This window comes from Priestia sp. FSL H7-0729, assembly GCF_038005685.1.
Classification (GTDB): Bacteria; Bacillota; Bacilli; order Paenibacillales; family Paenibacillaceae; genus Paenibacillus.
The window spans coordinates 113,593-128,738 of record NZ_JBBOTQ010000009.1 but is presented as its reverse complement, the minus strand read 5'-3'; the positions used below and the strand labels follow the sequence as shown (position 1 = coordinate 128,738).

General features: G+C 47.3%; 15 protein-coding genes. 11 read left to right on the top strand and 4 right to left on the bottom strand.

Going from position 1 to position 15,146, the window contains the following annotated elements; genetic code table 11:
• Positions 1-131 precede the first annotated feature (131 nt).
• The 6 genes from MHH93_RS19965 (at position 132) to MHH93_RS19940 (ending at position 6,913) form a co-directional block, all read left to right on the top strand.
• Complete coding sequence (locus MHH93_RS19965; protein ID WP_500055431.1) at positions 132-1,460, top strand: ABC transporter substrate-binding protein; 1,329 nt, start codon at positions 132-134, stop codon at positions 1,458-1,460.
• 147 nt (positions 1,461-1,607) lie between these two features.
• Positions 1,608-2,492 (top strand): carbohydrate ABC transporter permease, encoded by an 885-nt coding sequence (locus tag MHH93_RS19960; RefSeq protein ID WP_500055430.1) that lies wholly within the window; start codon positions 1,608-1,610, stop codon positions 2,490-2,492.
• Positions 2,489-3,319: a carbohydrate ABC transporter permease gene (locus tag MHH93_RS19955; RefSeq protein WP_500055429.1), complete on the top strand. Its 831-nt coding sequence runs from the start codon at positions 2,489-2,491 to the stop codon at positions 3,317-3,319. Before MHH93_RS19960 ends, MHH93_RS19955 begins: the two co-directional genes overlap by 4 nt.
• Before the next feature lie 42 nt (positions 3,320-3,361).
• Positions 3,362-4,924, top strand: coding sequence for a glycoside hydrolase family 32 protein (locus tag MHH93_RS19950; protein WP_500055427.1), 1,563 nt, complete (start codon positions 3,362-3,364; stop codon positions 4,922-4,924).
• 83 nt (positions 4,925-5,007) lie between these two features.
• A complete protein-coding gene (locus tag MHH93_RS19945) occupies positions 5,008-6,495 on the top strand; it encodes an alpha/beta hydrolase family protein (protein ID WP_500055426.1) in 1,488 nt (495 codons plus the stop codon).
• A 25-nt stretch (positions 6,496-6,520) separates the two neighbouring features.
• Positions 6,521-6,913 (top strand): MerR family transcriptional regulator, encoded by a 393-nt coding sequence (locus MHH93_RS19940; RefSeq protein WP_500055425.1) that lies wholly within the window; start codon positions 6,521-6,523, stop codon positions 6,911-6,913.
• Positions 6,914-7,028: 115 nt separating this feature from the next.
• Here MHH93_RS19940 and MHH93_RS19935 read toward each other — a convergent pair whose 3' ends face one another.
• The 4 genes from MHH93_RS19935 to MHH93_RS19920 form a co-directional block, all read right to left on the bottom strand.
• Positions 7,029-7,706 carry a M14 family metallopeptidase gene (locus MHH93_RS19935; protein ID WP_500055423.1) on the bottom strand — a complete coding sequence of 226 codons (678 nt, stop codon included), beginning with the start codon at positions 7,704-7,706 and terminating at the stop codon, positions 7,029-7,031.
• A 96-nt stretch (positions 7,707-7,802) separates the two neighbouring features.
• Entirely contained in the window at positions 7,803-8,771 is a 969-nt protein-coding gene (locus tag MHH93_RS19930) for an ABC transporter ATP-binding protein (protein ID WP_500055501.1), read from the bottom strand.
• A 22-nt stretch (positions 8,772-8,793) separates the two neighbouring features.
• Complete coding sequence (locus tag MHH93_RS19925) at positions 8,794-9,594, bottom strand: ABC transporter permease (protein WP_500055422.1); 801 nt, start codon at positions 9,592-9,594, stop codon at positions 8,794-8,796.
• Positions 9,591-10,367: an ABC transporter permease gene (locus tag MHH93_RS19920; RefSeq protein ID WP_500055421.1), complete on the bottom strand. Its 777-nt coding sequence runs from the start codon at positions 10,365-10,367 to the stop codon at positions 9,591-9,593. Before MHH93_RS19920 ends, MHH93_RS19925 begins: the two co-directional genes overlap by 4 nt.
• 306 nt (positions 10,368-10,673) lie before the next feature.
• On the opposite strand from MHH93_RS19920, the gene MHH93_RS19915 reads away from it, so the two are divergent.
• The 5 genes from MHH93_RS19915 to MHH93_RS19895 all read left to right on the top strand — a co-directional run bounded on the left by MHH93_RS19915 (position 10,674) and on the right by MHH93_RS19895 (position 15,067).
• Complete coding sequence (locus MHH93_RS19915) at positions 10,674-11,525, top strand: DegV family protein (protein WP_442034094.1); 852 nt, start codon at positions 10,674-10,676, stop codon at positions 11,523-11,525.
• 205 nt (positions 11,526-11,730) lie between these two features.
• Positions 11,731-12,396: a response regulator transcription factor gene (locus MHH93_RS19910; protein ID WP_500055499.1), complete on the top strand. Its 666-nt coding sequence runs from the start codon at positions 11,731-11,733 to the stop codon at positions 12,394-12,396.
• Positions 12,393-13,325, top strand: a complete 933-nt coding sequence (locus MHH93_RS19905; RefSeq protein WP_500055420.1) for a sensor histidine kinase — start codon at positions 12,393-12,395, stop codon at positions 13,323-13,325. The genes MHH93_RS19910 and MHH93_RS19905 overlap by 4 nt, the downstream gene beginning before the upstream one ends.
• 127 nt (positions 13,326-13,452) lie before the next feature.
• The gene (locus tag MHH93_RS19900; protein WP_500055419.1) at positions 13,453-14,376 is read left to right on the top strand and encodes an ABC transporter ATP-binding protein; all 924 of its coding nucleotides are present in this window, start codon (positions 13,453-13,455) and stop codon (positions 14,374-14,376) included.
• On the top strand, positions 14,369-15,067 hold the full coding sequence (locus tag MHH93_RS19895; protein ID WP_500055418.1) for an ABC transporter permease: 699 nt from the start codon (positions 14,369-14,371) through the stop codon (positions 15,065-15,067). The genes MHH93_RS19900 and MHH93_RS19895 overlap by 8 nt, the downstream gene beginning before the upstream one ends.
• Positions 15,068-15,146 lie beyond the last annotated feature (79 nt).

Here is a 15,146-nt window from a genome sequence, read left to right as displayed (position 1 = left end):
TCCAGGAAGAAATCAAACCGAAATAATTTTTTTTGAATGGTATGTCAAACGATTGACATGTCAAACCTTTGACATTATAATTCGATTTGTAAGCGTTTCCTTTTAAACTACTGATCGGGGGCCATAACAAGATGAAAAGAGAACAGAGATGGATGATGAAATTATCGGTATTGTCTTTGATTATGATGCTTGTATTGTCAGCATGTGGAAGTAAAACAGCGACGGAGTCCAACTCCTCCTCAGAGGGGAGCAGCAGTGAGAGTGTCAAAATCACCTTGCTCAATTCCAAGTCGGAAATTAACAGTCAGCTGGAGCAAGCGGCTAAAGACTTCCATGCCGAAAATCCAAATGTCACACTTGAAATTGTACCTGTAGGCAGTGGACAGTCCCCGTTTGAAAAAGCGTCTGCCTTGTATGCCTCCGGCAGCCCTACAACGATGATGATGCTGGATACAGGGGATGTCGAGAAATTCAAGGATCGTGTTCTGGATCTCACATCCGAGTCTTGGATGAAGGATGTTGTGGAGAACAGCACAGCGGCTACAACGTTTGATGGCAAAAATTATGCCTTCCCGTTCTCTATTGAAGGATATGGATTCATTTATAACCAGAATGTATTGGATCAGGCGGTAGGCGGGACATTCGATCCAAAGTCTGTACAGACCACTGCACAGCTTGATGAGCTGTTCCAAAAGATCGCTGCTACTGGAAAATCACCTTTGATTATATCTCCAATGGATTGGTCACTTGGTGCGCATTATCTGGCGCTTGCATATGGTGGGCAGTCGCCGGACCGTACGAAGGTGGACCAATTCATTACCGATCTGAAGGCAGGTCAAGTGGACCTTGCCTCCAACGCCGTGTTTAGTGGCTTGATGGATACATTTGATCTGATGAAAACCTACAATATTGACAAGGCTTCTCCACTGTCCGGAACCTATGAGCGTGGACCGGAGGTGCTTGGCAAGGGAGAGGTTGGCATATGGTTCCAGGGCAACTGGGCATGGCCACAAATTTCAAGCTTTGATACAGCGGATGGAAAATATGGCTTCCTCCCGGTACCTGTGAGCAATAATGCGGATGATTTCGGTAATACGCAAATCTCTGCTGCGGTATCCAAACGAATATTGCTGGATAAGGAAAAGAGCACACCAGCGCAGCAGGAAGCAGCGAAGAAATTTTTGGATTGGATCGTTTATAACGAAAAAGGGCAGGATTTCCTGGTGAATCAAGCCAGTATTATTCCGGCATTCAGTAACATTACATTGGAGCCAACCGATCCACTTGGCAAATCCATTAGTGAATACATCAAGGCAGGCAAAATCGAGGAATCAATGAGTACACTTCCTGCGGATCACTGGTCCAAATTGGGTGCATCCATGCAGAAATATTTGGCTAACGTCATTGACCGTGCCGGACTTGCCAGCGAAATTCAGGCATACTGGAGCAACGTGAAATAAAGGAGTTAATTTTAGCCCTGAGCAGCACATAGAGAGAGACTTGCGGTACGTCGGAGATGATGAATATACAGCTTCCACACGAGGTCTGTTCGACTTGTTTCCGGCATAACCGTTAGGCTAATCATTTGGATAGAGTGGAGGTTGACAATGCTGAGCGAAAAAGGATTATGGACACGTCTGCGCACCCGCCTGATCTTTACTGGCCCGACATTATTTGCGTTTGCTACAGTGATGATTATTCCATTTCTGTATGGTATTTATTTGACGTTTACGAACTGGGATGGCATCGCCATCGATCAAAACTTTGTTGGCTGGGATAATTATATTGGTGTGTTCAAGGACACCGTGTTCTGGAAATCATTCGGGATGACGCTGGAGTACGTATTTATTACCGTTGTGTTGACTAATGCGCTTGCCTTCCTGCTCGCTTATGCGGTAACCCGGGGAATGAAGGCGCAGGGTTGGTTCCGGGCCGGATTTTTCCTGCCGAATCTGGTGGGTGGAATCGTGCTTGGTTTCATCTGGCAGTTTATTTTTAATCAGGTACTCGTCTTTGCAGGACAAAAAATGAATCTTTCACTGTTCTCCACCTCGTGGCTGGCTGACCCGGATAAAGCGTTCTGGGCACTCATTGTGGTGACGGTTTGGCAGTATGCCGGTTATATGATGGTAATCTACATTGCAGGACTCATGAATGTGCCCAAGGATGTTATGGAGGCAGCCAGCATTGATGGGGCAAGTAATCGTAAAATGCTTGCACGCATAGTATTGCCGCTGATGGTTCCTTCGTTTATCGTCTGCATCTTTTTATCACTGCAACGGGGTTTCATGGTGTATGATCTGAACGTCTCTCTGACCAGTGGCGGGCCCTTCAAGAGTACAGAGATGGTATCCATGCATGTCTATGAGCAGGCCTTTCTTGCTCGTGACTACGGATTGGGGCAGGCAGAAGCCTTTGTGCTGTTTATCCTTGTAGCCGCCATTACACTGCTCCAGGTTTATTTCAGCAAAAAACTGGAGGTCGAGGCATGATGGCTGGACAATCGCGCATTCTCAACTGGATCAAGTTTGGTGCATTAATCGTTGTAATGATTTTATTTGTATTTCCGTTTGTACTTCTCATCGTCAATTCGTTCAAGGCTAACCAGGCAATTACTTCTGATCCGCTAGGGTTACCAAGCTCCTTTCAATTCGATAATTATGTCAATGCGTTTGACAAAATGGGATATGTGTCCGCCTTCAGCAATTCGTTGCTCATTACCATTGCGGGTGTATTACTGATTGCTCTTTTTGCGGCGATGACAGCCCATTACTTTGTTCGTCACAAAAGTAAGCTGAATCAGTATCTCTTTTTCCTGATGGTAGCTGCGATGATCATTCCGTTTCAGGCTATTATGATTCCGTTGGTTAAAATATACGGCTCGCTCAGCCTGCTGGATAACAAGTGGTCGCTAATCTACATGTATATTGGCTTTGGTAGTCCGCTCGCTGTATTTATCTACCATGGCTTTATCAAAAGTATTCCCCTGGAGCTTGAAGAGGCGGCTCTAATGGATGGCTGCGGCAGAGTGCAAACCTTTTTCCGTATCGTACTGCCGGTGTTACTGCCAACAACCGTAACGATTAGCGTGCTGAATGTATTGTGGATATGGAATGATTTTCTGCTGCCTTCCCTGGTGCTGACTTCATCCGAGCAGCGAACGCTACCGCTGTCCACATTTTATTTTTATGGGACATACACCGTAGATTACGGTCCATTGATGGCTGGTCTGGTGTTGACCCTGCTGCCAGTACTGATCGTGTATTTGTTTGCGCAGAAGTACATTATTCAGGGAGTCATGCAAGGGGCTATCAAATAAGTCCGGTTGGGTGATATAGAGAGAGACAGGAGTGAAGGACATATGAACCAGGAACGATACGAGAAACAGGAAATAGACTCAAGGCAAGAGACAGACCTTGGACTGACGAGTGCTTCGGCTCACACGAAGGAGAGTTATACACTCGCCCGTGCCAACGCGTATATCAAGGAACATCGACATCAGGTTAATCCAACCTATCGAATGGCCTATCATTTGATGCCGGAGGTGGGCTGGATGAATGATCCCAACGGCTTCATATACTTCGGTGGGATGTATCATATGTTCTATCAGCATTATCCCTACGAACCGGTATGGGGGCCGATGCACTGGGGCCATGCGGTGAGCCGCGATTTGGTTACGTGGTCATATCTGCCTGTTGCACTGGCACCCGATCAGAGCTACGACAGTGGAGGCTGTTTCTCTGGAAGTGCAATCGTGCAGGATGGCAAGTTGGTGCTGATGTACACGGGGCATGTGGTGACTGGACCCGACAAGGATAACGATTACTTGCAGACACAGAACATCGCTGTCTCAGACAATGGAATTGATTTTGTGAAAAGCGCGCTGAATCCGGTCATTCGTCTGGACCAAATCCCAGAGCATACCAGTCCAAAAGACTTCCGTGATCCGAAAGTGTTTGAACGAAACGGTGTATACTATTGCGTCCTTGGATCGAATGATGCTGCGGGCAAAGGCGTCATTCTGTTATACCGTTCAGCGGACTTGCTGGATTGGAGTTATGTTAACATTATGGCCCAGAGTGACGGGACCCTTGGCGATAATTGGGAATGTCCCGATCTGTTCACACTGGATGGCCGAGATGTGCTGATCATGTCACCGCAGCGTATGCCTGCTCAAGGAGATAACTATCGCAACTTGCATTCGACGGTTTATATGATGGGAACGCTGGATGAAGACCAAGGTGTACTGAAATACGAGGAGTACGTTCCGCTGGACTGTGGCTTCGACTTTTACGCACCTCAGACGATGGAGGATGCACAGGGACGACGAATCATGGTGGCCTGGATGGATACGTGGGAAACGGAAATTCCGACACAACAGTCTCATGCCTGGGCTGGAGCGATGACCTTACCGAGACAACTCATTCGTAGGGGAGAGCGATTGATATTCCAGCCGCTTCCCGAACTTATACAGTACAGGTCGGATGAAATCGAGCAGTATGGAATACATTTAAGCGGTGATGAGCATGATCTTGATCTTGGCGGTAGCGGAGACCGTTACGAACTGTATGCTGTATTCGAAGCGGAGCAAGCACAGCACTTCGGGTTGAAACTGCGCACGGGTGAGGATGAAGAAACCGTGATTTCCTATGATGTAGAGCAGCATCGTCTATGCTTAAATCGCGAGCACGCTGGGCGAGGCCCAGGTGGAGAACGAGCTACGAGAGTGGGACTGCTTGACGGGAAGCTGGAACTTCATATTTTTATGGATGTCAGCTCCATTGAGGTGTTCATTCAGCAGGGAGAGCAGGTAATGACAGGGCGGATATATCCTGGGCCGAACTCAACAGGTATTAAGGCATTCTCTTCCGGAACGTGTACATTGACCGAACTTCGCAAATGGGATATACGGATTCCCCAATAGAATTTTATCTGAAATACAGCCTTGACCTTGAAGTATACTTCAAGGTTTATTCTTTTTTTAACAAGAATATTGGAGGCTGAATAATGAGAATTTTAGAATGGATTTTAGTATTGGCAACCGTCGCTGCTACGGTACTCATGCTGGTGTTTCCGAAGCGAAGAGTCATAAAAGTAGGCATACTTTCAGCTATGTTTCTGGCAGTGCTTCTGCATGGATTAATCAATTCGTTTCGTGTACAGATGCTACCAACCTATCTTGTTAGTCTTGTATTATTCATTACGTTAATCATTCAACTCATGAAATCATCTCGCAGTGGTCATTATGTTCAGCGTGCGATGAAACCTAACCGTCATTCATGGATAAAGATGGTGCTTGCATCGATTCTCGTCCTGGCCTTCAGTGCAGGTTCAATCATACTGACCTGGCTATTGCCGGCTTTTACGATGCCTGAACCAACCGGCGCCTATGCGATCGGCACATTCTCTCAACACCTGGTAGATGAATCTCGTGAAGAGACCAAAACATCCGAGGCCGGGGACAAGCGTGAACTGATGATTAATGTCTGGTACCCGGTGGATCAGAAGGCTGCCCAAGGGCTGCCCCTGGAACATTATCCTAGTGAACTGGGAGAAGCGATCAGTCTGGTGTTTGGCATTCCGTCTCAGGTGTTCAGTTATCTGGATACCATTCCAACACATGTAGTAGAAGGAGCCGAGATGTCCGCTGCCCAGAACAAGTACCCGGTAGTATTGTTCTCGCCGGGGATTCGCTCAGCCCGGTTTCAGAGCATGACGATGATTGAGGAGCTGGTCAGCCACGGTTACATTGTCGTGGGGATAGATCACCCTTATACGTCTGCACAAGTGACTTTCCCTGATGGGCATGCAGTTTCCTATAAGGCCGACCCCGAGTTTGCAACGTCAGCGGAATTATATCAATATAATGTAGAAGGCATAGGCATTCGTGCAGCTGATGCAAGATTTGTTCTCGATACGCTTACCGAGTGGAATTCACATGACCCGAATCAACGACTCCAAGGTAAACTTGATCTGGATCACGTCGGCATCATGGGACATTCATATGGCGGGGCAACGACAGCTGAAGCATTGGCGCAGGATGAACGTTTCCAGGCAGGACTGAGTTTGGAAGGCGGATTCTGGGGATCGGTATCCACGACAGCCCTGAAACAGCCTTTTATGTACATCATGTCGGGTGGAACTGCCAGAAGTCTGGAACCGGATGCCACCGAAACGGAAAAAGTAGCCTATCCGGAGTTTAAGCCTGATCTGGATCGAGTGATGACGAGCAGCCTTAATGATACCTATTATCTGACGGTGGAGAATTTCTTCCATCAGAGCTTTACGGATATTTCGTTAATTTCACCGAAACTGTTTGCCCGAGGCATGACGCCAGAACATAATGTGGATATAACAAGATCGTACACATTAGCATTCTTTGACCGTTACCTCAAAGGGGAAGAGCAGCCATTGCTGCAAGGATCTTCAGCTAACTTTCCCGAGGCCGCCTATGATACCACGTATACCAAGATACGCAATGAACTAACACACTAAATTCGCAGAAGGTGGAGGAGTAGGTATGGAAACCATGACAAGAGGAACGTTGGCCAAGCGTACCGGTGTGAGTATGGCAACCCTCCGTTATTACGAAGATAGTGGAATTCTGCCTGCTCCTCGTCGTTCCCCCAACGGATATCGGGTGTATACCGAGGATTATCTGGTGAAAATCAAATTCATTAAGGATGCCCAGTTGCTGGGTTACTCCCTAAAGGAAATACAAGAGACCCTGCAACTGCTCAGCCAGGAGGACGTGGAAAGTGATACATTAAAAACACTCGTCCGTGACCGAATCGCTGATATTCAGAAGCATATCGATCATCTTGAACAGATGCAGATTCATCTGGCCAGATTGCTTAAGACGCCAGAAGATGATATTCACAACTATATTCAATCGTTCAGGGTGACTAAGTGAATATCTGGAAGCAATGATGCAGAGGTAAAAAAAACACCTCCAAGAGAGCACCTGAGGATGTACTTCGGGCGCTCTCTGTTCGAGGTTTCTTTTCATTCTATTGTAATGCTCTTCATCATGTCATGCCCGCTTCACGCAGAAAATGGTGAACAATCTCCGTCTGATACTTGATACGGGTAGAGCGTTTCAGACTCCAGCAGGTCTCCACCGTGACGGAACGGGCTTGTAATAGTCTTGACGCCGCTGTACGGGCAGATCCCGGCAATTCATGTTGCTTGAGGTTAAAGTGACGATCACGAATGGATATCGAGCGGTTCAACCGTTCGATGACTCTTCTGCAAGCTGGGATAGTACGACTGCCCGGATTGGTGATCAACGTCTGTCCAAGGACACGTGAACTCAGCTGAGATAGGCCGTTAGCTTCATGCAGATCGAGCCACCAGTCGGCCTGATGTTCACGCGCCAGCTGAAAAACCGCCGCAGCGAGCGGATGCTTGGCCTTGCCTGACATACGGCGTGGAAACGTGCGATTCAGATCTGGCTTGCCTCTGATTTTCTTAGCGTAGGCTTGCTGGTTCACGCGTGGCAAAATAATTAACAGCCCTCGCCGAATGCTGTGGCGACCAGTCGCACAATCATCTGCGAGTTTTTGCGCAGCAGCCATGCTCGCTGTTTCGTTCCCGTGAACCCCGGATGTAATAAACATCACGGGTCCCGGCATCATGCCCCGTACGATGAAATAGGGAGTGGCGTGTACACTGGATGCTGCAAGGACATGTTTGGTCACAAGCATGACGCTTCACCTCCATTAGTACAGTACGCCATGTCCCTCTTTCATGTAACGGCGTAAGAACAGGTCTTCATCCCATTTCCTCACAAAATGGGCCAACTAATACACTCGGTGGATGATATCTTCGAAGTCGGGTTCCTTCATCTCTACATCCTGAATCTCTCCCCAGTGTTCCAGCTGCTTCAGAATGTCCATTGTGCTCCATTCCTTCCGGTTAACTTCGACAGTGACAATCTGCGCTTCCACTCCTGTAATCTGAATGGCGGACGGTATGGTATCAGGCATATGAAATGAACCCCGATACGTAACTCGGATAAGTGTTGGCAGACCGATAGTGTCACGCAGAGAAGGGATCGTACCATCATAGGTCAGTTGACCATGGTTAATCACCATGACCCGGCTGCATAACTGCTCGATGTCGTCCATATCATGTGTGGTCAGCAGAATCGTTTTGCCAAATGTTTCATTCAATGTTCGTAGAAATTGGCGAATGTTCCGTTTTGCATTCACATCCAGTCCAATCGTTGGTTCATCGAGAAAAAGAAGTTCCGGATCATGCAGCATGGAAGCTGCGAGATCCGCACGCATGCGCTGTCCAAGCGAGAGCTTGCGGACAGGCGTGGCCCAGAACGATTCAAGATCGAGCAGCTCGGCGAACTGGGACAGCCGTTTCTTTTTGTCCTCGGTACGGACGCCATACATCTCGGCTAGAATATCATATGAATCTTTCACGGGCAGATCCCACCAGAGCTGGCTGCGCTGTCCAAACACGACGCCGAGTCGACCAACGGTTCTGCGCCTGTCCTGATGCGGGTTCAAACCGTCAAGCTGTACCTCACCCGAGGTTGGGTGCAAGATACCTGTCAGCATTTTGATCGTTGTAGATTTGCCGGCCCCATTCGGACCGATGTAGCCTACAAACTCACCTGGGCCGATATCAAAGCTGATATCGCGTACCGCTTCCTTAGACACATACTCACGTGAAAATAACGTACGTAATCCGGAGAAACGTCCTTCGCGAATAACCGGAGTTTTGAATTCCTTTTGCAGATGCCGTGCTGTAATCATGTTCATGATTCGTTTCGCCTCCTTAGCTACCTGTACTTTGATATTTGGTCAAGCCGAATTGCCAGAAACGCAGACTTGCAGCCAAGCTCAGTACGGCAACTGCCGCAATAGCCACAAGGACCCATGCTCCGCCTTCACCCCGCAGTAGATAGAGTGACGGAATATAGTTGACGAATCCCACGGGAATCACCGTTAGCAGAATGCCAGACATCCATTTGGGATATAACGTTAGCGGATATTGGGCAGCCGTTCGTGCTGCATCTTCAGTAATCGTCTGTAATTCCTCGATGCGTGTGGTCCAGAATCCGAGTGTGGCAGTAGCGAGTCCAATGGAAAAGAGAATGACTGCACCCGTCAGGATAATAAACAGGGAGAAGGGAATGGCTATCCAGCCAATCTGTCCGCTATGCATCATGCCTACCAATGACCAGCAGAGAATGAACCCGCCTTGCAGGACTTCCCCAGCCATGATGCGGAAGTTTTGCGGCAGCAGTGCCAGCAATACGGGCATGGGACGTGTTAACAGTTGATCAAGCTCACCATTAACCAGATATTTTTCCAGATGATGAACTTCGTTTCCGAATGTGCGATACAGTGTTTTGGATAACGTCATGATGGCAAAGAGATAACCGATCTCATGGAGGGACCAGCCTTTAATTGCTCCGAATTTGTGCAGCACGAGAGCAACCATCAGAAACTCGGAGATCTGAATTAAAGCGGCCAGTACGGACGCCATGATGAAATTGAACTTGTATTGCATCCGGCTGCGGATGCTTGTTCGAATCAGCATTTTATATAAATTGAACCAGGAAGTTCGCTTCATCCGCCTTGTACCTCCACTTTACGACGTAACACTTGGGTAATCGCAAGACAGATCAACGTCATACAGACACACCAAAGCAAGGTTCCCCATAACAAGGAGCCATCTTCGAAACCAAGATAGATTCGGGTAGGTACATAGAGCAGGAAAGGGTAAGGTGATAGCCAGGCCAGCCGTTCAAGCCAGTCCGGTAGCCATTCCAGTGGAATGAAGAAACCAGCCAGCAGATTCATCATGGCGTGGTTGCCCCAGTGAAGCCAGGAAGACTCCGTGGTCCACATCGACGTAGCACCGATGATATAGTTCATGCAGATGGACAAGTATGCGGCGCCGGCAAGACCGAGTGCGGCATAGAACAGTGTTGAAATGTCTGAAGGCCAATGCAGGGAAAAGACAATGGAGAAGAGCAGGTAGATCGGAATGCTTTTGTACACGAACTGGTAGGCAATCTGCCCCCATTCGCGTGCCATCAGGTGGGTGAACAGATGAACAGGTCTCATCAGATCCAGTGCGATTTGCCCTGTCCTGACGGATAGGGGAATACCCAATCCATTCGTGAGAAAACCCGAGATCCAGAGAGAGGATTGCGTGAACGCAATGTAACTGATCATCCCCTGTGTCCCGTATTCCCCGAGAGAATGGTCGGCCCCGATGCCGATCCAGAGGCAGGCGTACATGTAACCAAACATAGCGCTTGCCAGGTTATGTACCATGTGTGCCCCGCGGTATTGCAGATTCCGGGAGTAGGCTTTGGAAGCCAGAGTGAAATAAAGCATGTGACACCTCCGATAAGTGGATTGAACGGCGTTTCCGTTCACTTCAGTCAAGGCGAAAAAAGAGAGAAGGACAACAGCATACCAATATATTCCTTCACAAGCAAGACATTTTTTTAGCTAAAAATGGAATTATCAGGGTTGTTCATGATTGCGCCACAAGACAACGGTCTGTCCGTTCCTTTATAATTGAGGGGTAGTGTCGCAAACGTTTACAATGTGAAATATTAAAATTTTAAATAAACCGCCGGGCTGTTGCCTGACGATTGAGGATACAGATTGAACAATCCGGCAAGAGAGAAGGATGTCATGAAGAAAATTGCATGGGTCACCGATAGTACCAGTACACTGGATCCCGTTTTTGCGGAGCAAAATCATATCTACATCGTACCGCTGCGCATCGTATTTGGAGAGGAATGTTACCGGGAAACCGATGACATAACATCTGAAATGTTCTATGAGAAACTTGCGGAGGCTTCACGTGCGAGCAGTTCGCAGCCACCCATTGGCGAGTTCATTGAACTGTATGAATCGCTCAAAGACAAGTATGATGAGATTATTACGATTCATTGCTCTACAGAGCTTAGCGGAACGCTGCATACGTCTATGCAGGCTGCAGAGATTGCAGGTGTGACGGTGACCGCAATTGATTCAAAGGCAGGTGCCTATCCTCTTCGTGAGATGGTTATGCAAGGACTGGAATGGCAGAAGCAGGGATGTTCGGCTTCCGAGATCAAAGTAAATATTGAACAGATGATTGATAACATGTCCTTCTACCTTATACCAGCGAGCCTTCAGAATCTTCATCGCAGTGGCAGGGTGTCCGGCACACAGCTGATCATCAGTCAACTGCTCAAGATCCATCTGCTGCTTCGATTTGAAGAGGGCAAAGTGGTTGTGAATGAGAAGATCCGCACGTTCAAGCGAACGAAAGATCGCATGTTGGATATGCTTAAGCTGGATATGGAGAAAGTAAAGCATGTATGCATTATGCATGCGAACAATCAGGATGAAGCCGTCACGATCAAGAAGCAGATTGCCAATCTGCTCCCCAAATTAAAGACCGAAATCATGCCATTCATCCCAGTAGTAAGTATCCATGCAGGTGCAGGAACCATTGGATTATGCTGGATACACAGCGAGAACGGATATAGAAATTAGACGAACAAGCACTCATCTGTAAACGCTCATAGACCTGGCAGGAAACACACTTTATACCCAAGTGTACTTCCTGTCAGGTTTTTTCGTATGTCATTGCCAATTCAAACAAACTGTGAGGTAATATAGGAAAAATGTTCATGCTGGAGGGGAAATCGTGTCAAGTCACCGCTTGTTGCTTGTTGAAGACGATCGTTCAATTAGTGAAATGGTCGGACCTTATCTGGAAAAAGAGGGCTACGACGTCACGTATGCATATGACGGCTTAGAGGCAGAACGCCAGTTCAGTAAGTCACAACCTGGGTATGATCTGGTTATTCTGGACCTGATGCTCCCTCGCAAGAGTGGGATGGATGTACTGCAAACCATTCGGGCAGTGAGTTTGGTGCCTGTGCTCATTCTGTCTGCGAAGGATGGGGAGGTGGACAAAGCGCTGGGTCTGGGCTTCGGCGCAGATGATTACTTGAGCAAACCTTTCTCGTTAATCGAACTGACCGCCCGCATTAAAGCTGCCATTCGTCGTGCCAATTATACTGCTCAGCCTGTGGCAGAAGTGGTTAAAGATCAGCGTATTCACATTGGAGGACTTGTGGTCGACATGGAGACGTACGAGGTGGAGCGCGAAGGTACACCGGTCAGGCTGACATCCAAGGAATTTGGAATCCTGAAACTATTGGTCACCCACCCGGGCAAAGTGTTCACCAAGGCCCAGATTTACGCTTCGGTCTGGGATGATCATTATTATGGAGACGAAAATATTATTAACGTACATATGCGCCGTCTGCGTGAGAAACTGGAGGCGGATCCTTCGGATCCTCAGTATATCAAGACACTTTGGGGCATCGGATATAAGCTGGAGGCGGAGCAGGCATGACACTGATTTTTGCCAGTACAACAGGTATTCTAGCGATTGTGGTCCTTGGAATGTGGATGAGATTGCGTAAACGGAGCCAACACCTGTCTTATATTCATGAGAAAATATCTGCAATTCTGGATCAAGGCACCTTTGAGCGTTTGCTCGTATTCAACAGTGATGAGCAGGTTAGCCAGCTTCTGAAAGACATGAACAAACTGTTGGACCATGCGCATCGCGCTAGAGCGGGTTATACGAATCAGGAGAAGGAGATGCGCAATATGCTCTCCAACATTTCGCATGATCTGAAAACCCCGCTTACAGTTGTGTTGGGCTATAGTGAGACCTTGCTGCACAGTTCATCGTTGAACGATCAGGAACGGAAGATTATGACGGAGAAAATACAAGATAAGGCGCAGGAGGTTTTGCGTTTGATCCATTCCTTTTTTGATCTGGCGAAGCTGGAATCCGGAGACACGGAGCTGGTGCTTGGTCGAGTGAATATAAGCGAGTTATGCCGATTGAAGATGCTCTCTTTTTATGAAATGTTGACGAATCTTGGGCTTCATGTGGAATTGGAAATACCTGCAGTTGATATCTTCGTGCAAGCGAACGAAGAAGCATTGGACCGTGTGCTGGACAACCTTATCACGAATGGGATGAACTATGGAGCAGAGGGTAAGGTGCTGGGACTCTCGCTTAACTATTCGACAGGTGGACCTGTGACGCTGCAGATCTGGGACCAAGGAAAGGGGATTCCTGAAAGCGAGCATAGTCGTGTGTTCGAACGTATGTATACGTTGGAGGATTCCCGTAATCGTCTCTATCAGGGCAGCGGGCTTGGTCTGACGATTACGAAGCGGCTGGTTGAGCGAATGGGTGGAAGCATCCATTTACATAGTGTTCCACATCAACGGACTGTATTTTCGGTTACCTTACAGGCCAGGTAGAGGTTATTAATTGCGTTTTCGGTGAAGCTTAAGGTTTTTGTAAGATTTGATTAATAAAAAAGAAGACTTTTCTCTTTACAATACAGATATAGGAACCCGGTCGGGGGACGTAAAGGAGAATAAGACGATGACTTATATCGCACGAACGATAGATGTAACCAAAGTATATGAAGGGGCAGAGGTTGTATCCAACGTCAATATGAATATTAAGCAAGGTGAGATCTATGGATTTCTTGGTCCGAATGGTGCAGGCAAAACAACCATCATGAAGATGCTGACCAATCTCGTCAAACCAACGACAGGAGAGATTGAACTTTTTGGAGAGAAGCTTACGCCGACCTCCTATGAAGTGCTGAAGCGAATGGGCAGCATCATTGAATATCCTTTTTTCTACGATCGCTTATCAGCTCGGGAGAATCTGGAACTTCACTGTGAATACATGGGATTCTATAACAAAAAGATCATCGACAACACGATGGAAATGGTAGGTTTGAAGGACACCGGCAAGAAATCTGTGAAGGACTTCTCTCTGGGCATGAAGCAAAGACTCGGGCTGGCTCGTGCACTCATAACCACACCCGAACTGCTCATTTTGGATGAACCGATCAATGGATTGGACCCTGTAGGGATTCGGGAGATGCGAGATTTGTTCAAGCGCCTTAGCAAAGAGTATCGCATCACCCTGTTGGTCTCAAGTCATATCCTTGGCGAGATAGAGCAGATTGCTGACACAGTTGGTGTTATTCGCGGCGGTCGCTTGGTCGAAGAAGTATCGATGGAGAGCATTCGTGGAAGTCAAAATGAGTACATCGAGTTACAGGCTGTAGATATCCGCAAAGCGACCTATGTCATTGAACATCAGCTTGGTTTGAGTAATTATAAACTAGTCGATGACCATACGTTACGTATCTATGATCCGGGAATTATTCCTTCGGAACTAAACACCAAGCTGATCCAGTATGGCATTGAGATCGAATCCTTATCCAAACGGTCTCATTCCCTTGAGGAACACTTCATGAAGCTTGTGAAAGGGGATGAAGACGTTGCTTAAACTGATCAGGCTTGAGATGCGGAAGCACCGTTTTACACGAAATTTTGCAAGTGCAGGTATTGCCAATATAGCTGTTCTTCTTTTTCTGATCATGATTGGATTTGTGGACATGGGAGCAGAAGATTATGCCTATGCTGATTACCAGACCGCCTTTATGATTATCGATACGTTTGTGAGAGCGACCTTTATCATATTTGCAGGAGCTTTATTATCCAAGCTGGTGATTAGTGAATATAGAAATAAAACGATGAACGTCATGTTCACCTATCCGATCCAGCGTCATAAAATCATTGCTGCCAAATTGATTATCGTGTTTGGTTTTACATTTGTGATGATTATGGTTACCGACCTGTTAATGGGTTCGCTGCTGTTGATTGTTAATCATTTCTACTCCTTTATTCCTGGATCATTGACGAATCAGGATATATTGGGACTTCTGGTGAAGTACAGTATGAGTTCTTTATCGGCTGCGTGTATGGCACTCATTCCCCTATTCTTCGGTATGCGGAAGCTATCGGTTACAACTACGATGGTCTCGTCCATTTTGCTGGTTTTGATTGTCTGCTCCGGATTCAACGGGTCGGAAGTTTCCATTCATTCACTTATTATTATCCCTCTGGCCCTTGGAGCTATTGGGATATGGATTGCTTTCATGTCCATGATTCGTCTGGAGACCAAAGATGTGAACTGAATCATCCTGAAAACCATGCTCCGTATGGCTTCAGATGCCATTGACATCCGCTCGTACAAGGGATAGGATAATGTCAACT